The 22,343-nt window shown below is 59.7% G+C and carries 14 protein-coding genes, 1 other RNA gene and 2 pseudogenes; 3 read left to right on the top strand and 14 right to left on the bottom strand.

Features of this window, described 5'->3' with window-relative positions:
• Positions 1-155 precede the first annotated feature (155 nt).
• From bcsE to bcsG, 3 genes are read left to right on the top strand one after another with little or no spacing between them, the layout of a single operon-like run.
• Positions 156-1,709 (top strand): cellulose biosynthesis protein BcsE, encoded by a 1,554-nt coding sequence (bcsE, locus tag ABLX76_RS02240; protein WP_101993034.1) that lies wholly within the window; start codon positions 156-158, stop codon positions 1,707-1,709.
• Positions 1,709-1,906, top strand: coding sequence for a cellulose biosynthesis protein BcsF (gene bcsF, locus ABLX76_RS02235; RefSeq protein ID WP_004204976.1), 198 nt, complete (start codon positions 1,709-1,711; stop codon positions 1,904-1,906). Before bcsE ends, bcsF begins: the two co-directional genes overlap by 1 nt.
• On the top strand, positions 1,903-3,588 hold the full coding sequence (gene bcsG, locus ABLX76_RS02230) for a cellulose biosynthesis protein BcsG (RefSeq protein ID WP_048298548.1): 1,686 nt from the start codon (positions 1,903-1,905) through the stop codon (positions 3,586-3,588). Before bcsF ends, bcsG begins: the two co-directional genes overlap by 4 nt.
• Positions 3,589-3,694: 106 nt before the next feature.
• Here bcsG and ABLX76_RS02225 read toward each other — a convergent pair whose 3' ends face one another.
• The 14 genes and pseudogenes from ABLX76_RS02225 to ABLX76_RS02160 all read right to left on the bottom strand — a co-directional run bounded on the left by ABLX76_RS02225 (position 3,695) and on the right by ABLX76_RS02160 (position 22,274).
• A complete protein-coding gene (locus tag ABLX76_RS02225) occupies positions 3,695-4,696 on the bottom strand; it encodes a glycosyl hydrolase family 8 (RefSeq protein ID WP_023291300.1) in 1,002 nt (333 codons plus the stop codon).
• Positions 4,697-4,707: 11 nt separating this feature from the next.
• Positions 4,708-5,184, bottom strand: coding sequence for a cellulose biosynthesis protein BcsD (gene bcsD, locus ABLX76_RS02220; protein ID WP_004204979.1), 477 nt, complete (start codon positions 5,182-5,184; stop codon positions 4,708-4,710).
• A complete protein-coding gene (locus tag ABLX76_RS02215; RefSeq protein WP_262963222.1) occupies positions 5,184-9,236 on the bottom strand; it encodes a cellulose biosynthesis protein BcsC in 4,053 nt (1,350 codons plus the stop codon). Before ABLX76_RS02215 ends, bcsD begins: the two co-directional genes overlap by 1 nt.
• Positions 9,233-11,662 carry a cellulose biosynthesis cyclic di-GMP-binding regulatory protein BcsB gene (gene bcsB / locus ABLX76_RS02210; protein WP_348873896.1) on the bottom strand — a complete coding sequence of 810 codons (2,430 nt, stop codon included), beginning with the start codon at positions 11,660-11,662 and terminating at the stop codon, positions 9,233-9,235. The genes ABLX76_RS02215 and bcsB overlap by 4 nt, the downstream gene beginning before the upstream one ends.
• Positions 11,659-13,770, bottom strand: coding sequence for a UDP-forming cellulose synthase catalytic subunit (gene bcsA, locus ABLX76_RS02205; protein ID WP_023291304.1), 2,112 nt, complete (start codon positions 13,768-13,770; stop codon positions 11,659-11,661). Before bcsA ends, bcsB begins: the two co-directional genes overlap by 4 nt.
• A 19-nt stretch (positions 13,771-13,789) precedes the next feature.
• Positions 13,790-14,582 (bottom strand): annotated as a pseudogene (locus ABLX76_RS02200) (cellulose synthase operon protein YhjQ/BcsQ).
• A 1-nt stretch (position 14,583) separates the two neighbouring features.
• Positions 14,584-15,114, bottom strand: coding sequence for a cellulose biosynthesis protein BcsO (locus ABLX76_RS02195; protein WP_065882872.1), 531 nt, complete (start codon positions 15,112-15,114; stop codon positions 14,584-14,586).
• A 316-nt stretch (positions 15,115-15,430) separates the two neighbouring features.
• A pseudogene (locus ABLX76_RS02190) lies at positions 15,431-15,610 on the bottom strand (hypothetical protein).
• Positions 15,611-15,628: 18 nt separating this feature from the next.
• The gene (gene dppF / locus ABLX76_RS02185; RefSeq protein ID WP_348873894.1) at positions 15,629-16,642 is read right to left on the bottom strand and encodes a dipeptide ABC transporter ATP-binding subunit DppF; all 1,014 of its coding nucleotides are present in this window, start codon (positions 16,640-16,642) and stop codon (positions 15,629-15,631) included.
• Positions 16,639-17,622 (bottom strand): dipeptide ABC transporter ATP-binding protein, encoded by a 984-nt coding sequence (gene dppD, locus ABLX76_RS02180; RefSeq protein WP_023291308.1) that lies wholly within the window; start codon positions 17,620-17,622, stop codon positions 16,639-16,641. Before dppD ends, dppF begins: the two co-directional genes overlap by 4 nt.
• Before the next feature lie 10 nt (positions 17,623-17,632).
• Complete coding sequence (gene dppC, locus ABLX76_RS02175; RefSeq protein WP_065882873.1) at positions 17,633-18,535, bottom strand: dipeptide ABC transporter permease DppC; 903 nt, start codon at positions 18,533-18,535, stop codon at positions 17,633-17,635.
• A gap of 9 nt (positions 18,536-18,544) precedes the next feature.
• Positions 18,545-19,564: a dipeptide ABC transporter permease DppB gene (gene dppB, locus ABLX76_RS02170; protein WP_002921786.1), complete on the bottom strand. Its 1,020-nt coding sequence runs from the start codon at positions 19,562-19,564 to the stop codon at positions 18,545-18,547.
• Positions 19,565-19,698: 134 nt separating this feature from the next.
• The gene (gene dppA, locus ABLX76_RS02165) at positions 19,699-21,306 is read right to left on the bottom strand and encodes a dipeptide ABC transporter periplasmic-binding protein DppA (protein WP_023291310.1); all 1,608 of its coding nucleotides are present in this window, start codon (positions 21,304-21,306) and stop codon (positions 19,699-19,701) included.
• A gap of 835 nt (positions 21,307-22,141) precedes the next feature.
• Positions 22,142-22,274: non-coding RNA, RtT sRNA (locus ABLX76_RS02160), on the bottom strand.
• Positions 22,275-22,343 lie beyond the last annotated feature (69 nt).

Raw genomic sequence — 22,343 nt, 5'->3', positions numbered from 1 at the left:
GAAATTTATTATTAAACCAGAGGACGTATACAGCGCATCCTTAAAAAGCAGGTGTACATGCTAAAACTGATGACCTTTAATTTCAATGTTAGGTTTACTCTGTCAGTTTCGCTAGTAAACTTATCCAGTGTGAATCAGGGCGCACGAGGGATGCCGTGGATAGTGTATTTACTTTGGGTATTTCATCATTATGGGATGAAGTGTGCCATATGCCGGTCGGCGGGGTATGGTGGCTCAACGTTGACCGTTATGCCGATGCCGTCAGTCTGGTTAATCAGACGCTGGCCGCGCAGGCGAAAAACAGCAAAGTTGCCGCGCTGGTCATGGGTGATAAACCTGATGATATCATTTCATTAGATAGCATTCATGGCCCGAATAATATCGCGCTGTTTACCCTGCCGAATCGCCCGGAGGCGCTGGAAGAAATACATCGTGATTTAGTCTGCTCCCTCGAGCCTGGCAATTATTTGTTTATTCTGCTATGCGCTGAAAATGCCTGGCAAAATATAAATAATGAAAAGTTATGCGCCTGGGTGGAAAAAACCAGTCGCTGGGCGCAATATCATCGCTGCGCGTTCTTAGCGATCAATCCCGCCCAGGATATCGATCGGCAACTCACCCCATTATTACGCGCGTACCGATCCCTTTCCGGTCTGGCAAGTATTCGCTACCAGGGCGACCGCCATCTTTTTGATATTGCCTGGTGGGGAAGCGATAAAGGCATCAGCGCCCAGCAGCAGCTGATGGTGCAACACGACGACGCCGGCTGGCGATTAGCGCAGGATGCTGAAACCAGCGTGCAGCCGCGTAGCGACGAAAAAGCGATCCTCAGCCATGTGCGCGTCCTCGAAGGCGCCCCGCCGCTCTCGGAATACTGGACCCTGTTCGATACCAATGACGAGGTCTTCAACGCCGGGCGCACTGCGCAGGCGGCGACGATCCTCTTCTCCATTACCCAGAATACGCAAATTGAACAGTTGGGGCGCTATATTCATACCCTGCGTCGTCAGCGCGGCACCGCGCTGAAAATTATTGTCCGCGAACAAACCCCCAGCCTGCGCGCGACCGATGAGCGGCTGCTGCTCAGCAGCGGCGCCAGCCTGGTGATCCCCAACAGCGCGTCGCTTTCCCGCTGCCTGACGCTGATTGAAAGCGTACAGAACCAAAAGTTCTCCCGGCGTATCCCGGAAGATTTTGCCACCCTGCTCACCTGGAGCCAGCCGTTAAAGCTGCGGGGCTATCAGAAATGGGACGCCTTTTGCGAAGCGGTGCACAACGTGATGACCAATACCCTGCTGCCGGCCGACAGCAAAGGCGTGATGGTGGCCCTGCGCCCGGCGCCGGGGCTGCGCGTCGAGCAGGCGCTGACGTTATGCAAACCCAACCGGATGGGCGACATCATGACCATCGGCAATAACCGGCTGGTGCTGTTCTTGTCATTTTGCCGAATCAATGACCTCGACACCGCGCTGAATCATATTTTCCCGCTGCCGACCGGCGATATTTTTTCTAACCGCATGGTGTGGTTTGAAGACAAACAGATCCTCTCGGAAATCGTGATCATGCGCGGCGTCGAGCCGGCGCGCTGGAACACGCCGCTGCCCCTCTCGGTCGGTAAAAACGAGACCATCAACGCCACCCACGATGGACGCCACTGGCGACGCTATCCCGAACCACACCGGTTAACCACCCGTGAGGAGCAAGCCTGATGATGTCTATCGCCGATATTCTGCAACTGGTGGTGCTCTGCGCCCTGCTGTTTTTTCCGCTGGGCTACCTGACGCGCCACTATCAGCGCCGGATCCGCACGACGTTAAGATTGATGTTCTTTAAACCCCGTTACGTGAAACCGGCAGGGGTATTACGCCGGGGAACAACGGTTAAGCAAGGCAAAGCGAATAAATGACAAATAAAAAAACGACCGCGGCACCGCTTCCGCTCTGGCAGTACTGGCGCGGCCTTGGCGGCTGGAACTTATACTTTCTGGTCAAGTTTGCCCTGCTGTGGGCCGGGTATCTCAATTTCCACCCGATGCTGAACCTGGTGTTTCTCGCCTTTCTGCTGGTGCCGATCCCGCGCGAAAAGCTGCACCGCATCCGCCACTGGATCGCCATTCCGCTCGGCTTCGCGCTGTTCTGGCATGATACCTGGCTGCCCGGGCCGGAAACGCTTCTTAGCCAGGGCTCGCAAATCGCCGGCTTCAGCGCCAGCTATATCTGGGATCTGATTGTCCGCTTTATCAACTGGAGCATGGTCGGCGCCTTCTTTGTTTTACTGGTGCTATGGCTGTTTATCAGCCAGTGGCTGCGCGTTACCGTGTTTGTCTCCGCGATGGTCGTCTGGCAGGCGGTCAGCCCGTTGCTGCCGGCCTTTACCATTTGGCCTGCCGGTCAGCCCACCACCGCCGCCGCCACCGCGCCGGCCAACGTCGGGACCAACGCCGCCGCTGGCGCCGCGTCCAGCCCGGCCAGCCCGGCCAGCAGCGATATTCCGCCGCAGACCGAGCCGCCGACCTCGGCCAACCTCACCAACTGGCTGAACGGTTTCTATGCCGCCGAGCAGAAGCGCAAGACGCCGTTCCCGGACCAGCTGCCGGCGGATGCGCAGCCGTTTGACCTGCTGGTGATCAATATCTGCTCGCTCTCCTGGTCGGATATTGAAGCCGCCGGGCTGATGGACCACCCGCTGTGGAAGCATTTCGATATCGTCTTCAAAAACTTTAACTCCGCGACCTCCTACAGCGGACCGGCGGCGGTGCGCCTGCTGCGCGCCAGCTGCGGCCAGCTGTCGCATACCAACCTGTATCAGCCGTCCGGCGCCGATTGCTACCTGTTTGAAAACCTGGCGAAACTCGGCTTCAACCAGCAGCTGATGCTCGGCCACAACGGCCTGTTCGGCGACTTCCTGAAAGAGCTGCGTTCACTGGGCGGCATGCAGAGCCCGCTGATGGACCAGAGCGGTCTGCCGGTCAGCCTGCAGGCGTTTGACGGCTCGCCGGTGTACGAGGATCTGGCGGTCCTCAACCGCTGGCTGAAGACCGAAGAGGCCAGCAGCAATCCGCGGAGCGCCACATTCTATAACACCCTGCCGCTGCATGACGGCAACCACTTCCCGGGACAAAGCAAAACCGCGGACTACAAAGTGCGCGCGCAAAAGCTGTTTGACGACCTGGATAACTTCTTCACCGAGCTGGAAAAATCGGGGCGGAAGGTGATGGTGGTGGTGGTGCCGGAACACGGCGGCGCGCTGAAGGGCGATAAGATGCAGGTGTCTGGCCTGCGGGATATCCCGAGCCCGTCGATCACTAACGTCCCGACGGCGGTGAAATTCTTCGGCATGAAGGCGCCGCATGAAGGCGCGCCGATTATCATCGATCAGCCCAGCAGCTACCTGGCGGTGTCGGAGCTGGTGGTGCGCGCCCTCGACGGCAAAATGTTCAGCGAAGAGAGCGTCAACTGGCAGCAGTATGTCGCCAACCTGCCGCAGAGCGCGGCGGTGTCCGAAAACGCCAACGCCATCGTTATCCAGTATCAGGGCAAGCCGTATGTCCAGCTGAATGGCGGAAGCTGGGTGCCTTATCCGCAATAAGCGACAAGGCCGCCCATGCTGGCGGCCTGACATCGTGAGACGTTCCTGCTTTTCCCTCTCAGCCCGCAGGCATACGGGCTGAGAGGCCTGCAAAGCCATCACCGCGCTAGCGCTGATCCTGTTTCGCCAGCCAGACCAGCAGCTTGAGGCTGGCGGAGTAATAATCATCCTTGTCGTCAATCTGTGGCGCTTCCTGCGGTTCGCCAAGCGTTAAATCACGCACCGCCAGCAGGCCGCCGGCCATATTCCACGGGGCGACCTCGTTGGTGCTAACGTTGATCCACGCCGGGGTTTGCAGACGCGGGTAACTCTGCATCCAGGCTTTCCATGGCGCGAGCAAGGCGCTATGCGGATCGACCCACGAGATATACAGCGGAATACGGATCGCATCGAAACTCATCCGCGGCGGCCACTCTTTGGCCGGCAGCATCTTGCCATCCGCCCGCAGCGCCACCCAGTCGCTGGGCAGGTGCGATTTCCCCCAGCCCATCTGCCCCAGCAGCGCCTGCCCGTCACTCTGCAATGTCCGCCAGGCGGTCAGGTGCGTCCGCTCCGCAAAGGCGCGCCAGGCCGGGAAGATGAAATAGGAGGGGTTAAGGTTCAGGTGGTCGTTGCGGTTGAACCCCTTCACCCCCGGGAGCATCACCTGGCGACCGGCGAAAGTCACCACCGTATATTTCAGCAGGGAGGCGGTGATGGCATCGGAGGCCGTCGCGTAGCGCTTGTCCTGCCACTGCTTTTGCGCGCGCAGCAGCGCCCAGGCGATCAGGGTATCGCCATCGGTGGCGTTGTTTTTATCGGCGATCGGGTCCGGCGCCACCGGGTTATAGCGCCAGTAAAACAGCCCGTTAGACTTGTCGCGCAGGGTGCTGTCCGTCCACTGCCACAGTTTGTCGAACGCCGGGCGATCGTTATTCGCCACCGCCAGGAGCATGGCGAAGCCCTGGCCTTCCGTATGCGACACATTGCCATTGGCGGTATCAATGATACGACCGTCCGGCATCATAAAACGGGCCTTATAGCGCTCCCATGCCGTATCCGCCCACGCCCGGGGCACCAGCATCACTGCCGTTGTCACTATCACCGCCACTAAAGCACGCAGGGGCATAAATTCACTCTTTATGGATGGTAGTAAAGAAACTGAACGTCAGAGACGGAGAACACCCGCTCACGCTGCAATATCACGTGAGCACTGCCTCCCTGACTCTGCAGCCAGCGAGAATATAACCCCTCGAGTATGGCACAGAACGCGTTGCACCAGCGCACGCGCCCCGCGTCGTCGCGGCTGACCGGCAACGCCTGATGGCGCAGGCGCAGGCCATCCTCGCCGACGTCGATGGTCACCACCCCCCAGTGGAAATGGGTCAACAGCCGGTTGATATTCGCCTCCAGCTCCCCGACGGTCTCCGACGCCGGCAGCGGATGGGTCTCCGCCAGCGAAGCGCCCATCTGACGCAGGAACGGCTGGCTCTCCAGCTCACCGGCATTATTGAGCATACCTTCGACCATAATAATCAACAGATCGAACCATCCGGCAGGCGTCTGCTGCTGCTGAAACCAGGTCATCACCACCGGGTTATTGTTCTCCGTCATCATCAATGATCTCCTAACATATAGCGAATATAGAGCCCGGCGGTGCTTTCGTTATAATCCCCGAAGGTGTCATAGCCAATCTGGCCCCCCAGCGTCATCTGTTTGTTGACCTTGTAATCCGCCCCGGCGCGCAGGGTATAGCCGATGCCGCTCTTCGAGGTCGCGGAATAGTAGGCTTCCTTGGCAAACCCGTTGCTTACCGCCGTCTCCAGGGTTTGCTGCCACTCCGAATTGGTCGGGAAATAGGCGCTCTTATCCTGGCTGTAAGACTGGTAGCCCACCGAGCCGCCGAGCTTCATGGTCCAGTTATCATATTTCTCCGTCAGACTGACCGGCAGCGACACGCTGACGTAGTTCTGCGGACTAAAGTAGCCCCCCTGGCCATAGGTGAAGTAGCTGAGGTTTTTGGAGTAATCCATATAGCTCATGCTCAACCCGGCCTGCAGCTGGCGGTATTCGTCATGATAGGGCCGCAGATAGACCCCGGCATTGGCGTTGATGCTGGTGTTGCTGGCGACGTTCTGTCCGAGATAGCTGTATCCGCCGCCGCCAACGTAGAAGCCCGCATCGCCGTCGTCATAGCTCAGCTGCAGGGTGCCGCCGTTTTTCGTCACCTGCCCCCAGTTTTTCCCGGAATAGGCATCCTTCAGACCGACATAAGAAAGCAGGCTGTCGGTCAGCGAGCGGCGTTCGCCGGTGAGGATCAGCGACAGATAGTTGGTCAGCTTGGGCGACCATTTCACCCCGCCGACAACGGTATTAAGATCCTGGCCCAGCGGCGTGCTGCCGATATCGACCCGGTAATCGTCGCCGCTTAGCGCCAGCGCCAGTTCGACGCCGTTGGCCTTCTGCGAATCGGTCGAGCCGCTGGTCTGGTCAACGTTCGGCTTGCGGCTGGACGAGGAGAGATAGCTGGCCACCTGCCCCGAATCATAGCTCCCGAGCTTGGCCAGGTTTTCCATCCCGCTGCTGGTGGTCGGATTGAAATCCGCCGCGTTCAGGGTGCCGAGGCCGCTTAACGCCTCCGCGCCCGGATTGCTGGCAAAATAGGCCGTCCGCTCCGCCTCGGTCATCGCGGCGATCGCCGCCTGTTCGCTGGTGGCGGTACTCACCATATTGGAGACCGCATTGGCCAGCGGGTTGGCGCCGTAGCGACGCCAGGCGTCGCCGCTGGCGGTCCCGGCGTTTAACGACACCGGGGTGACGGTAAAGTCAAAGCGCGAGTCGCCAAACGGCGAGGAGGACCAGGTCAGCGGCGTTCTGAGCTCCGTCAGCTTGCTGGTGCCCGATTCGCCGTCGCGTCCGCGCACGTCCATTCCCCCCTGCAGCCAGCTGCCGGTTTTCTCCTGCAGCGACTCCATCATGGTGTCCACCTGACGCAGCATCCGCGTCTGGGCGGTGTCCACCGGCAGATCGGTGCGCTGGATCCCCGGCAGCGAGGAGCCGGGCGCGGCGGCCGACTGGGCGACCTGCCACGGCATATACTGGCCGTAGGCAGAGGCCGTCCGCGTCGGCGCCGACGTTTGCGACACGCCGATAAAGGGGTTATCCGCCGCCAGCACCCCGCCAACGGTCGGCGTTTCGCTGCTGTTGGTGCTTTGCATGCCCAGCAGTTTGCCGCGGGCGCTGCGCAGGTAGGTCATCGCCTGCTGATGATGACCCTGGGCCTCCGCCACTCTCGCCAGCAGCAACAGGCGATCCGGGGAGTTATCCTGACGCAAGCCGCCGGCCAGCTGTTCAGCGCGATCGTTGTTCCCCGCCGACAGCGCCACGTCGATGGCCCCGGCGCGCGCATCCTGGTTCGGCGTATCGCGCGTCATCAGGTAGTCATAGACCACCCCGGCCTCTTTGTTCATTTTGCCGCTCTGGTACAGCCGCGCCATGGCGAACATCAGATCGGTGTTTTGCGGATCGCTTTGCATGGCGCGGATCAGCTTGTCATACGCCGCGGCGTAATTGCCCTGCTCGCGCAGGCGATCGGCCTCGTTGATCACATAGCCATTGCGAATGCTCGCCAGCTGCGTCGGCGTACTGCTGGCCTGCAGCTGCGGATTGCTGATCAGGTTCTGCGCCTCGCCGGTCAGCCCGGCCTGGTTCAGGACGGCGATCTGATCGGCGTAATCGCCGGCGTTGCCGGACACCCCGCCGCTGATATTGTTGCGCACCAGCGATACCGCGGTGGTCAGGTCGCCGCTCTCGGCCAGCAGCCGCGCCAGCTTGCCGGCGTCCGCCGGGGCTTTCGGCGGCGTAGAGGCCATCGCCCGCAGGGTATTGCTGGCGGCGATGGTATTGCCCTGCGCCAGGTAGTTTTCGGCCGTCACCAGCTGCAGGTTGTAGTTCACCCGCTGACGTAAATCGCGCATGTCGCTGGTCTGGCTGCCGCCGGGAATGCGCGACAGCAGCGTCTGCGCCTGCTGCCAGGCGCCGTTTTCGCTGGCGAACAGCGCGGCGGCATACAGCGCGCTGTTGCTGGCGCCGGGGCGATAGGCCGCCGACATCAGCGAAGAGGCCTCGCTGGCGTTACCCGATTTTTGCAGCAGTCGGGCCAGATCGAGACGCAGCCAGGGATCGTCCGGATAGCGGGCGACGCCCTGGCGCAGGATGGCAATGGCGCCGGCTGGGTTACCGCTGCTGACCTGCGCCTGGGCCTGACGGCGCAGAGCGTCGCCCGGGACGCCGGCCACCACTCGCGGCTGCAGTTTTTGCTGCAGACTCTGCGGCAGCGTCTGCAGCATCGCCTGCGCCTCGGCGGATTTATTCTGCTCGCGCAGCACGTAGTAGAGGTTTTCCCGCGCCGCCGCATTCTGCGGATCGTCGTTTAACAGTGAGCGCAGCGTTTGCTCGGCCTGGGGTAAATCTTTGTTATGCCGCAGCACATCGGCGCGAAACAGCTTCGCCGAGGCGCCCCGCGCCCCGCTCTGCTGCGCCAGCGGCGCGGAGAGCGCCAGCGCCTGGCTGATATTGCCCTGCTTATAGGCCTGCTGGGCCTGCGCCAGCTGGCCGTAGAACAGGGCATCGGCCGCCTGCTGACGGCGGGTCGCCGAGGCGTCGCCGCCGAGATCGGCCGCCCGGCTCAGATATTGTGACGCGGCCTGGTAGTCGCCGCTGCGCTGGGCGATATAGCCCATGCCCGCCAGCGCATCGGCATCCTGCGGGTTGGTCTGCAATACCTCTTCAAACTGCTGTTTCGCGGCAGCGGTATTGCCGCTGTTGAGATTGGCGTAGCCCTGGCCGCGGGCCTGACCGCTGCGCCGTTCACGAAAGTAGTTCTGAACTTCGCTATCCTGCGGATGCCGCTGCATCCAGGTATCGTAATACTGCTCATCCCCGGCCTGCGGGCCCAGCCAGAGCAAGGCCTGACGCAAGCCGCTGTCCGCCTCTTTATTGCCGCTGGCCATCGGCTCGAGCAGGGCGATCCCTTCCCGACGGGTCTCTTCCCGCCAGGTTAACGCTTTGCCCAGCGCCACCCGCGGGGCGTTCTCCTGCGGATGCTGCGCCACGTACTGCCGCAGTTCGCTGATGGCCTGCGGATAAAGCGATTTGTCGCTGGCCATGGTCAGGTAATATTCCGCCGCCAGCCCGGCGGGCGGCGTATTGCCATTGAACATGCTGCGCCAGGTCGCCAGCGCCCCGGGGATATTGCCGCCGCGCGCCTGCTGGCGGGCCAGGCTGAGCTGGCCCTGCGGCACCTGCGACATCTTTTTGGCATTGTCCAGATCCTGCAGACCCGGGCTATCCGGCGCCGCTTTCGCCAGCCGCGCGCGCCACTGCGCCGCCGCCTGCATATCGCCGCCCTGCTGCGACCAGAGCGCCATCAGATACAGCGCCTGGGTGTTGTTGGCATCCACCGAGAGCACCTTCTGCAGGGACTCCATCGCCAGCTCGTCGTGGGATTTCTCATGCCAATAGTTGGCCTGGGCGAACAGCGCCTGCAGCGCCGCGTCGTTACCCGCCGCCAGCGCGCCGCCAGAGGCGCCGAGAGCCAGGGCGCCGGTGAGGCAGAATGTGGTGAGCCGCCGGGAGCTTTTCATCGTTATCGTTATCTTTCTTTTCATTGGTTATCCCCCGAACCCAGACGCTTACGGGCGTGACGTTTAAACATCGCGGTCAGCGCCAGTCCCATTATCGAGGTGGCAATCAGCCCCAGCAGGGCGAGGAAACCGGAGTGCTGGCTGGCATACCAGACCGCCATCATGTACCACGGCATCTGACCGCTGGGGAACGGCGTACTCACCTGGAAACTGCGCACCCCGTTATCGCTGGTGATCACCGCGGTATCGCCACGGATCCCGGCGTTGATGCGCGGCGAGTCCAGATCGTTTTTCAGTCGCGCCAGCTGGTCATCATTGCTGGCCATCGCCACCACCACCAGGCGGGCGGGGTTCCACGGCGAACGATAGCTGATAAACCCGCGCCAGGCGCTGCTGGACGAGAAATAGCGATCGGCGTCGAGGCTGGCGGAGGTCCAGTCGCCGGTGAGCCGGCGCTGCGCTTTTTGCCACAGATCGGGCTCGCGGACGCTCAGCACATTATCCACCGGGCGGTAGGGTGAATCGGCCAGCAGGCTCTGGTTGAAGGCCTGCTGATCGAGAGCGGTGACCGCCAGCACGTCACGTTCGCGCAGCGACTGCAAATCCCCGCCGCCGGTGGGCATCCCGAGAACGACGCGGTTATTCGCCAGCGCGGTGCCGGTCGCATTCCCGGAGCGCGCGGCCAGATTCAGCAGGGTCGCCACCTGGGTCTCAGACGGTTCCGCCGGCAGCAGGAGCGTCGTTTGCGAATAGTCCGCCAGCCGCGAGAAGGGGAACGAGGCGCCGACGAAATAGGAGAGGTTTGGCAGCAGCGAGAAGTGTCGCGTCTTGCTCAAATCAATCCAGGAGTCGTCAGTGATGCGGCTCTTGATATTGTTATTCAGCAGCACCTGGCACGGAACATCGTCCTTAGGCACCACATTGAAGTACATCGACAGCTGGTTATCGCCGTAGATCAGGTAGGGGGCCAGCGGGATGGTAAAGCGCTCCTGGCGCGCATCCCCGCCGAGGTGGCGCCAGACTTTCTCCAGCGGCCCCTGCTTGTTCATCGGCAGGTTGTTGAGGAAGGTGCCATTGAGCGTGACGCTCAGCAGGGACTTATCCTCATTGATCCAGTTTTCCGACGGGAAGCGGTAGCCAACCTGCAGCGGGATCGTCTCGCCATCCCACAGATAGAGGTCCGGGGCGGCGCGGAAGGCGATACGTAAAGGTTCATGCCAGACGCCGCTGACGGTCGGGCTTTGATCCTTACGCAGCAGTTCGCTGAGCCTGACCGGACGATCGGTGGGGATCCAGCGCGGGGCATCATACGCTTTGCCAACCGGGATGGTCTGCGGCTCGACATCCAGCGTCGCGGTTTGCGGCACAAAGTTACCGCGGGTTAACCGCCAGGCTGCCATGCGCAGCGCGGTATCGTTTTTGCCGACGATCAACAGCAGCTTATAGGCCGGATTGGCGGGATTGGCGATGATGCGCAGCAGCGGCTTATCGGTTTCCGGCAGCGTCATACCGCCCACCTGCTCGCCCGGATGGCCAATCACGATGCCATGGCGTTCCGGCAGGCGGTCGCGCAGCGCGCTGAAGGCGATGCCGCGATAGTCCGCCTGGATACCCAGCCAGGAGGAGACCAGCGCCGCGGCGCTGAAGACGTCGGCCGACGGCTTCGCTCCATAGGAAACGGCGATGTCCGCCGGTGTCATCTGCATGCTGTCGAAGAAGGGACGCGGGAAGTGGCTCAGGTCATCGCTGATGTTCAACTGCTGGCTTTCCCAGCTGAAATGCGACGTGGGCAGCACCGTGACCCGCGACGAATCATGAATGTCACGCTGGCACTGCAGGGTATCGCCATCGTTGATCTTCACGCTCAGATTATTGCTGGAGACCATCAGCGCGGGCGGGATATCCAGCTGATAATGGGAGACATCCTCGCCATCAGCGCCCAGCGGCAGGGTGCCGAGCGGTTGACCGTTGAGCATCAGCTGCAGGGTGGCGTTGCGGCTCGCCATTTCCGGCGATACGCGAACGGCAAGGCTGAGCTGCGAATGGATCACTACCTGATCGGAAGGCAGGGTAAAGCTGACGCCCCCCTGCCGCTGACCGCCGCTGAGGATAATGCCGTCCGGCATCCCCATCTGCGCCAGATTCAGGTCGCCTCCCCAGACCGGGGCGACAGGAATGACCTCCGGCGCGGCCGTACCGCTCACCGGCGGGGGTAAGTCCGGCATCTCCGGTGCAGGGGCCGTCGCCGCCGCATCGCCGTCGGTGGCGGGGGCTGCCGGAGAGGCGCCCTCCTCCGGCGAGGCAGCCGGAGGTTCGTCGCCTGGCTCGCTGTCCGCCGCGCCGTTGAGCTGCGGGAAGCTCAGCGGGGCGGCGGCGCCCGGTTCTTCACTGTGCAGCGCAGGCGCAGAGAGCATCCCTGCCAGCAGCGCCAGCGTCGTTAATCGCTTCATAACGTGCCATCCTCCTGCGCCGTTTTCGCCACTGTTGCCCGATTGCGCTGGCTGCGACGGGTTTTCCACGTCAGCCAGAACAGTTCGAACACGCAGCGTAAAATGGTGAAGAAGGAGCGGAACGGGTTATCCTGCGGGCGCGGCGGATTAATCCAGGCATCCGCGCGGGCCAGCACCACGCGCACCAGTTCACGGCGGCGCGAAAGCGGAATATCTTCATCAAACTTGAGGCGCAGGAAGCGCTCGTCAGAGGTGACCAGCTGCGCCGGGATCGAAATAGCCCCGGACTGCAGGATCAGCTCAATCTCTTCGATATCATCCTCCAGATGGCGCGTATCCGGCGCCACCACGCGGCAGCCGCCCATCGACAGATCCTCGGTATGGCTGCGGGAAACGATGCCGCTGGCGTAATGGATCACCACCGGAATATCGACATCGATACGAATGGTTTTCCGCACCTGCCGCGTTTCGCGCGCTACGGCAATCGCCGCCAGCAGGAAGATCAGACTGTAGATCCCCCATCCGACGTTGAGGGCGATAACGTTGGGGTCCGAGCCAAAGTAGTCATGACCAATCGCCCGGACGATGCCGACGATCACCCCCAGCGCCAGCAGGCAGGCCACCACCAGATGCGGGCGCACCACGGTGAAATCGAAGTAGCCGACGTCCAGCAGGCCGCCCTTATCGGTGACGTTGAATTTGCCGCGCTTGGGGAAAATCATCGTCACCAGGGTCGGCAGCACCAGGTGGAAAGCCAGCACAATATCGTAGATTTCCCCCCAGAAGCTGTAGCGATAGCGGCCGTTCATTCGCGAACCGACGTAGATGGCGAGAAACAGGTGCGGCAGCGCATAAGAGACGATCAGGCTCGCTGATGAGTAAATAATATTGAGGTTAAACAGCAGGTAAGCCAGCGGGGCGGTGACAAACACCACCCTCGGTAGCGCGAACTGGTAGTAGAGCATGGCGCTGAGATAGCACAAGCGCTGCTGGAAGGTCAACCCGCGGCCAAACAGCGGGTTATCAACGCGAAAAATCTGCGTCATCCCGCGCGCCCAGCGGGTACGCTGGATAACGTGCACCACCAGGCGCTCGGTGGCGAGGCCAGCCGCCAGCGGAATATCGAGAAAGGCCGATTTCCACCCAAGGCGCTGGAACTTGAGCGCCGTATGGGCGTCCTCGGTGACCGTTTCGACGGCGAAACCGCCGATCTGCGCCAGCGCCTCGCGGCGGATCACCGCGCAGGAGCCGCAGAAAAAGGTGGCGTTCCAGTTATCGTTGCCCTGCTGAATCGGGCCATAGAACAGCATCCCTTCGTTCGGAATATTGCGCCCGACGGAGAGGTTGCGCTCGAACGGATCCGGGGAATAGAAGTAGTGCGGCGTCTGCACCAGCGCCAGCATCGGATCTTTCAGAAAGCCGCCGACGGTGGCCTGCAGAAACACGCGCGTGGCGACGTGGTCGCAGTCGAAGACGCAGATAAGCTCTCCCTGGGTCAGGGTCAGCGCGTGGTTGAGGTTCCCCGCTTTGGCGTGCTTGTTGTCGTTGCGGGTAATATAGCCCACTCCGACGTCGGCGGCGAACACGGCAAACTCGCTGCGCTTACCGTCATCCAGAAGATAGATTTTCATTTTATCTTTTGGATAATCAATACATTGTGCCGCGAGGACGGTGTCACGCACCACCTCCAGCGGTTCGTTATAGCTCGGAATATAGATATCGACCGTCGGCCACTTGCTCATATCATCCGGCAGCGGAACAATGCCGCGCTTCAGCGGCCAGACCGTCTGCAGATAGTTAAGCAGCAGCATCACCCAGATATAGACTTCCGCCAGAAAGAGCCCCATGCCGAGAATGGTTTCAATGGCTGAGTTGAAGTGCAGGGTCTGCGTGAGGCGAAAATACATGTAACGGGTGGACATCAGCAGCGAAGTGACGACCATGATCACCGAGATGCTGCGCCGTTTGCTGAAACCCATCAGAAACAGAATACCAATGCTCAGCAGACCAAAGATGTACTGCTTCTGGCTGTCCATCGGCGTGATCACTACCAGCACGGCGACCGGAGAGAGCACCAGCGCCAGCAACCAAAAAAGAGATTTTTTCATTCAGCAGCCCTGCAATAAGTTAAAGCCCTGACATGCGTGGCTGGCTGTGCACCGTGCCATCGCCAATATGGATACCCAACAGCGAAGATATTTTTTTAGCAATAATTTCAATATCGAAGGCCGCTGCCGAGGAGGCGTTAAAGTCCAGAATCGACTTCTGCGACGCATTGGCCTCCACCACGCTTTCATCACGATGTACAATGCCAAGCAGTCGTTCGCCCAGTTTTTCTTCCATCAGGCTGGTGACGTCCCGGCTGACCTGGCGACGGCTATCGCTTTGGTTAATGACGAAATAGTGCCCATGCTTGTGATTCAGCGCCGCGCCGGTCAGGCGCTGTTTTTCCACGTGCGCCAGGGTCGACATCGAGGCGGTATCCGCCAGCAGCGGGATCAGATGCAGGTCCGCCAGCCCCGTCAGCGCCTTTAGCGCCGGCGAAGGCCCTGGCGGCATATCGGCGATGGTGATAAGTCCGGGATAATTCAGCAGTGCGGACAGTCCGCGCTGGAGAAAATGGTCATTGTGGGTCAGCTGCTCATCAAACGCCTGACGCTGCGCTTCGCTCACTTCGCCATACGGCAGGACGAAAATGTTGCTGCCGGCGCTCAGCACGCACTGGCTCCAGTCGTGCAGCTCCAGCGCCTTCGCCACATAGCCGCGCTCATCGTTCAGCGGCACGCCAAAATGCAAACGCAGCGCGTTCTGGACATCAAAATCCAGCGCCAGCACTTTGCTGCCGGTCCGCGCCAGCGAATAGGCTAAATTGGCCGCCAGGGTCGTTTTCCCTACGCCACCTTTCGGTGAACAGACGCAAATCAACGGCATGTTGCGATCCTTTCCAGAAGTGATTTCAAAGGCTGGTCTTTATTTTTCGCCACCGGCTCTGCGCTTTTCGTCGCGAACAGGTGGGCATAGTTCTCGGCGGCGGGCGCGGGTCGGGGGGCCATTCTCGGCGGCGGAGCCATTGCCGGTTCAGGCGCCGGGATGGGAGGCGCAGGGGCCACCGCAGGCTCCTGCCTGACCGGCTCCGGCGCGGCTGCGGCGGTCTCCACGACCGGCTGCGGGGCCGCTGGCGCGGCAGACGCAACAGGATCAGAGGCTGGCGCCACTGCTACGGCCGCCTCTACCTGGCGGAACAGATCTGCAGGCACCGACTGCGGCAACGGCGCGGAGACCGAGCCTCCCAGCGCCAGGGAAGAGGGTTTCTCTGCACCGGGATTGAGCTGATTGAGGATCGCCCAGTCTCCATGCTCCCGCGTGGCGGCTTGCGATGAAAGATCCTGAAAGTTGAGGTTTTGCGTCCGCGTTTTTTCCTGAAAGCGCTGCAGATCATCATAATGGTTCATTGATAACCTCATGATTTTAAAAATTTCATATTAAGTTTGTTGTTATTTTCTGAGTATATTTAAAATATCGTGACGTCTCTGGTATGGCAGAAAAAGCGCCGGTGGAGACGTACCAATACACACGATTGACAGGGTTATAATAGTTTAGATTTTGATTTTCGGTGTGATTCCACGGCAGAAGTATCGCTACACTAACATTTCCCTTTGAGAAGAATAGCCCCATTTTTTAGGTATGCGTACATCCTCAAGCCCCGCAACCACCGCGCTTCCCATTCGTTTTTATATAAAGGTATTTCGCGATGATAGAATCATAGCGTCAGATAAGCGAAAGAATAAACCTGAACCATTTTAATTTCTCTTTAATTCTATAAAAATGGACTGAAAGTCTTATTTTTTCGGATAATCGACGAAGAATGCTCCGAGAGCATGGCATTCACTGCGATAAAAGGCGATATCGTCGGATTTCATCTCCGGCGGGAGAGAAGCTCCCGGTCATCGGACCGGGAGCGTGCCATCAGGCGTGGGGCTGTTGCGGATTCTCATCCTGGTCGACGGCAAAGCAGGCCACCAGCTGGCCGCCGTAATCCTTCAGCTGCGGCTGAAGCTGGGTGCAGGGGCCGAAGCGCCGGCGGCAGCGCGCGTTGAAGGCGCAGCCCGGCGGCGGATTCAGCGGGCTCGGCAGCTCGCCGGTCAGCTTAATCCGCTCGCGACGGTCGTCCGGGTTCAGACGCGGCGTCGCCGACAACAGCGCCTGGGTGTATGGATGACGCGGATTGTTAAAGATCTGCTCCTTGGTGCCCTTCTCCACGCAGCGGCCGAGATACATCACCATCACTTCATCAGCGATATGCTCGACGACCGACAGGTCGTGGGAGATAAACACGTAGGACAGCCCTAAATCCTGCTGCAGATCCATCATCAGGTTCAGCACCTGAGCGCGTACCGAAACGTCCAGCGCGGAGACCGGCTCATCGGCAATCACCACGTCCGGATCGAGCATCAGCCCGCGGGCAATGGCGATACGCTGGCGCTGACCGCCGGAGAACATATGCGGGTAGCGATCGTAATGCTCTGTTTTCAGGCCCACTTTCGCCATCATCGCCAGCGCTTTTTCGCGGCGCTGCTCTTTGCTCAGGCTGCTGTTAATCAGCAGCGGCTCTTCCAGAATCTGCCCCACTTTTTTACGCGGGTTCAGAGAACCGTAGGGGTTCTGGAACACAATCTGGATTTTTTGCCGCCGCAGCTTCTGCGCCTGCGGGTCGTGCTTAAGCAGATCCTGCCCCTGATAATAGAGCTCGCCGCCGGTGGGAATTTCAATCATCGTCAGCAGACGACCGAGGGTCGATTTACCGCAGCCCGACTCCCCCACCACCGCCAGCGTTTTACCGCGCTCAAGGGTAAAGGAGACGCCGTCCAGCGCCTTCACCAGCCGTTCCGGGGCGAATAACCCCTTCTTCACCGGGTAGTGTTTTTTCAGATCAATGGCCTGCAACAGCGGTTGTGGCGTGGCGGCCTTTTGCGTACTCATAATCCAGGCCTCCCGGCATCATCGAGTGGGTAGTGACATTTAGACTGGCGGCCGCCAGTGAGATCCGCGAGCGCCGGCTCTTCGCTACGACATTTATCAGTAGCATAGGGGCAGCGCGGGTTCAGCAGGCAGCCGTTGGGACGGTCATATTTCCCCGGCACCACGCCCGGCAGCGACGCCAGACGCGCTTTATCCTGGGCGAACTCCGGCAGCGCGCGCAGCAGCGCCTGGGTGTATGGATGGCGCGGCGCGCGGAAAATATCCTTCGCATCGCCAGTCTCCACCACCTGACCGGCATACATAACGATAATTTTATGCGCGGCCTCAGCCACCAGCGCCAGGTCGTGGGTGATCAGCACCAGCGCCATATTCTCCTGCTGCTGCAGATCCAGCAGCAGCTCGATGATCTGCGCCTGAATGGTCACGTCCAGCGCGGTGGTCGGTTCATCGGCAATCAGCAGTTTTGGCCGACAGGCAATCGCCATCGCGATCATCACGCGCTGGCTCATCCCGCCGGAAAGCTGATGCGGATAGACGTCCAGCCGCGACGCCGGATCGGGAATGCCCACCAGGTTCAGCAGGTCGATGGCCCGCTGGCGGCGGGTTTGCTTGTTGCCGCCCTGATGGACTTTAATCGCTTCCATAATCTGGTAGCCGACGGTATAGCACGGATTGAGGCTGGTCATCGGATCCTGGAAGATCATCGCCACCTCCGCCCCCACCAGCTGGCGCCGCTCTTTTTCAGAGATGCGCTGCAGATCGCGGCCGTTAAACTCCAGTTTGTCCGCCATCACCCGGCCGGGGTAATCAATCAGGCCCATAATCGCCAGCGAGCTGACGGATTTACCGGATCCAGACTCCCCGACGATGCCGACCACTTCGCCCTGCTTCACGCTATAGCTGATGCGGTCCACGGCGCGGAACGGCGCGTTTTCATCGCCGAAATGCACCGATAATTTATCTACATTCAATAACGCCATCTCGAACCTCTTACTGCTTCAGTTTGGGATCGAGCGCGTCACGCAGACCGTCACCCATCAGGTTAAATGCCAGCACCGTCAGCAGGATCGCCACGCCCGGGAAGGTCACCACCCACCAGGCGCTCTGTGCGAACTGCAATACGTCGGAGAGCATGGTGCCCCACTCCGGCGTCGGCGGCTGCGCGCCCATGCCGAGGAACCCCAGCGCGGCCATGTCGAGAATGGCGTTAGAGAAGCCCAGCGACGCCTGAACGATCAGCGGCGCGAGACAGTTAGGCAGAATATTGACGAACATCTGGCGCATCGCCCCGGCGCCCGCCACGCGGGAGGCGGTCACGTAGTCGCGGTTGACCTCCACCAGCACCGCCGCGCGCGTCAGACGCACATAGTGCGGGAGCGCCACGAAGGTGAGCGCCAGCGAGGCGTTAACGATGGAGGGCCCGAAGATAGCCACCAGCACCAGCGCCAGCAGCAGACTCGGCAGCGCCAGCATAATATCGACGACGCGCATGATGACCGAATCCACCACCCCGCCGAAATAGCCCGCCACCAGGCCGAGCACCACGCCAAGGATCAGCGACAGGACCACCACCAGGCAGCCCACCAACAGCGACAGGCGCGCGCCATACATCAGGCGAGACAGAATATCGCGGCCCACGTCGTCGGTGCCGAGCAGATGCGCCAGGCTGCCGCCCTCCTGCCAGAACGGGGGCGCCAGCAGCGAATCACGGAACTGATCCGCCGGGTTATACGGGGCGAGGAAGTTGGCGAACACGGCGATAATGATCATCACCGCCACGTACACCAGACCAACCACCGCCCCTTTATTGCGCTTGAAATAGTGCCAGAACTCCTGCAGCGGGGTCATGGGCACCGGCGCAGTGATAACTTTATTTTCAGTAACTTGTGACATGATGGCCCCTTACTTCTTATGCCGGATACGCGGGTTCACCACGCCGTACAGCAGGTCGACCAGCAGGTTGACGAGGATAATCATCGTCGCCACCAGCAGCACCCCGCCCTGCACCACCGGATAATCGCGACGCTGCAGCGCGTCGATCAGCCAGCGGCCTAAACCAGGCCATGAGAAAATGGTTTCCGTCAGGATGGCGCCCGCCAGCAGCGTGCCCACCTGCAGGCCAATCACCGTGACCACCGGCAGCATCGCGTTACGCAGCGCGTGGATCACAATCACCCGCATCCGGGTCAGGCCTTTGGCGCGCGCGGTACGGATGTAGTCTTCGCCGAGCACTTCCAGCATCGACGACCGGGTCATACGCACGATCACCGCCAGCGGAATGGTGCCCAGCACGATGGCGGGCAGGATCATATGCATTAAGGCGTCAATAAAGTCGCCCTGCTCGCCCCAGATGGCGGTGTCGATCAGCATAAAGCCGGTCAGCGGCAGGGTATCGTCAAGGAACACCGTATCGCTGATGCGCCCGGAGACCGGCGTCAGGTTCAGCTGTACCGAAACCAGCATAATCAACATCATCCCCCACCAGAAGATAGGCATCGAGTAGCCGGTCAGCGCCAGGCCCACCGCGGTGTGGTCAAAGATGGAGCCGCGTTTTACCGCAGCCAGCACGCCCACCGGAATGCCGACGGCGACGGCGAAGATCATCGCGCAGACGCCCAGCTCAAGGGTGGCTTTAAAGCGTGGGACAAACTCCTGCCACACGGGAATGCGGCTTTTCAGCGAGATGCCTAAATCGCCGTGCAGCACGCCCCAGATATAGTGGGCATATTGCTGCCACAGCGGCTTATCAAGGCCCATTTCGGCCAGCAGCTGCGCGTGACGTTCGGGGGAAATACCACGTTCGCCCGCCATAATCATCACCGGATCGCCGGGGATCATATGGACGAAGGCAAAGGTGAGAAGGGTGATACCGATAAATGTCGGGATGACAAGTCCCAGACGTCGGAGAATAAACTGCAACATAACCCGGATTCTCTCTAGTGACGCCCCGCCTGGCGACAGGGCGTCTGTATTGCTCACAAAAGCATTCCCCGGAATAGCGGGAATACGCCCCCCACCTCTCCCACGCGGGGAGAGGGGGTCAGGCATCGTGCTTATTATTCGACAGAGACGTTATCGAAGTGGTGTTTACCCAGCGGATCCACCACATAGCCTTTGACTTCTTTACGCACTGGCTCGTAAACGGTGGAGTGAGCGATGATCAGCGCCGGAGCCTGGTCATGCATCACTACCTGAGCCTGTTTGTACAGTTCAATACGCTTGTTGTGGTCGTCGGTGGCGCGGGCCGGCTGAATCAGATCTTCAAACGGCTTATAGCACCAGCGCGAGTAGTTGGAGCCGTCTTTCGCCGCGGCGCAGCTGAACAGGGTCGCGAAGAAGTTATCCGGATCCCCGTTGTCGCCGGTCCAGCCCATCATGACGGTCTGGTGCTCGCCCGCTTTCGCGCGTTTCAGATACTCGCCCCACTCGTAGGTGACGATCTTGGCCTGGACGCCAATCTTGGCCCAGTCGGCCTGGATCATCTCCGCCATACGGCGGGCGTTCGGGTTATACGGACGCTGTACCGGCATCGCCCACAGGTCGATAGTGAAGCCTTTTTCCAGGCCCGCTTCTTTCAGCAGTTGCTTCGCCTTCTCCGGATCGTAGGTGTAGTCTTTGACGTCGTCGTTATAGCCCCACATGGTCGGCGGGATCAGGTTCTTCGCCGCCTGGCCTGCGCCCTGGTAAACCGCTTTGATGATCGCTTCTTTGTTAACCGCGTAGGTCAGCGCCTGACGAACTTTCACCTCGTCCAGCGGTTTCTTCTCGGTGTTGAAGGAGAGATAACCGACGTTCAGACCCGGCTGTTCCAGCAGGGTAATGTTTTTATCTTCCTTCATGCGCGCGATGTCCGCCGGGTTAGGATACGGCATCACCTGGCACTCATTTTTCTGCAGCTTGGCGTAGCGCACGGAGGCATCCGGGGTGATGGAGAAGACCAGACGATCGATCTTCGGCTTGGTGCCCCAGTAGCCCGGGAAGGCTTTATACAGAATGCGGGAATCTTTCTGGTACTGCAGCAGCTGGAATGGACCGGTACCGATAGGATTGAGGTCTACTTTTTCCGGCGTGCCGGCTTTCAGCATGTTGTCGGCATACTCTTTAGAGAGAATGGAAGCGAAGTCCATGGCCAGGTCAGCGAGGAACGGCGCTTCCGGGCGGGTCAGGACGAACTGGACGGTTTTATCGTCCACTTTCTTCACTTCGCTAATCAGGTCTGGTAATCCCATCCCTTCAAAGTATTCATAGCTGCCGCCAGAAACTTTATGGTACGGGTTATTGGTATTCTTCTGACGATCGAAGGAGAACACCACGTCATCGGCGTTCAGGTCACGGGTTGGCTTAAAGTCTTTATTATCCTGCCACTTCACGCCCTGACGCAGGTGGAAAGTATAGGTTTTACCGTCCGCACTAACTTCCCATTTCTCAGCCAGTCCCGGAATAACTTCCGTCGTACCGGTTTTGAATTCGACCAGGCGGTTGTAGATGGGTACGGAACTGGCGTCATAGGTGGTGCCAGAGGTGAAGAGCTGTGGGTTAAAGCCTTCCGGCGAGCCTTCTGAACAATAAACCAGGGTTTTCGCTTGCACGCTGGCGGCGACGGTCATGGCGACCAGGCTCAGACCAAGCTTCAGCATCCCTGATTTCTTCAAGGAAATACTCATTATTCTGCTCCAAAACTGTGATGTTGTTTGCATATATCCGCCAGACCTTTATTTATTTTTATTCGTCATATTTCGAACCACGGATGCGTTGGCTGCGCTCGATTATTCCAGTCACATCGTTATCTATGTTCCTGGGGATTCACAAACTTGCCGCCTTCCCGCAGCGCGAACTATTTAGAATATACCCGGTCCGGTCGGTGGTGCCCGAAGGCGTAGAGAGAGATGGGGATTCCTTTCGCAAAAACGACTGAGTTGCAGTACGGATTCTCCATGAAATGCCCCTCATGCCCTACAATCTGTCAACAGAATGGGGAAACGTCAATACAGCCAGCCGGGTTTTACATCCAGCGTGAGAAACGGCAGGCAAAGATTAAAAAAACTTCAAGACGCTATTTTCAGCAGAGAAATTTATGCTACAGGCGAATATGCAGAATAAAGACCTTATTAAGGTGCGACACCCAGTGGGAAACAATGCCAGCAAATGAGAAAAATTTCTTACTATGTGACCAATATGTGAGCGATTAATAGCGTGAACGTTAAAACGCACAGCGGAAAATGCTGCATTTAGCCATAAGCTTCGCGAAAAAAGATCTGTTCATCGATAAAAAAATGCAATGGAAGATGTCACAAAATAGCGAACAGCTGGCTGGAAATGGGGATAAAGACGTTTTTTGTGATTTTGATGGGGTTTTGTCCAGTAGCCACTGATGATGCCCGGCGGCGCTGCGCTTGCGCGGGCCTACGGAACACAAGTCGAACCTCCTGCCCCGGAGGTTCTCATCCTCACAGGCTACAGATGCAAAAAAGCCTGCTCGTTGAGCAGGCTTTTTGAATTTGGTCGGTGATAGAGGATGACTCGCCACTTTGTGGCTCGCCCTGCGGGCCGTTGCTGACGCAACGTTCTCTCGCTGCGCTCGAGTCGAACCTCCTGCCCCCGGAGGTTCTCATCCTCACAGGCTACAGATGCAAAAAAGCCTGCTCATTGAGCAGGCTTTTTGAATTTGGTCGGTGATAGAGGATGACTCGCCACTTTGTGG

The organism is Klebsiella sp. JB_Kp004 (assembly GCF_040065795.1).
Classification (GTDB): Bacteria; Pseudomonadota; Gammaproteobacteria; order Enterobacterales; family Enterobacteriaceae; genus Klebsiella; species Klebsiella quasipneumoniae.
Note: the sequence above shows the minus strand (reverse complement) of the source record. Positions and strands in the feature narration are given on the sequence as shown.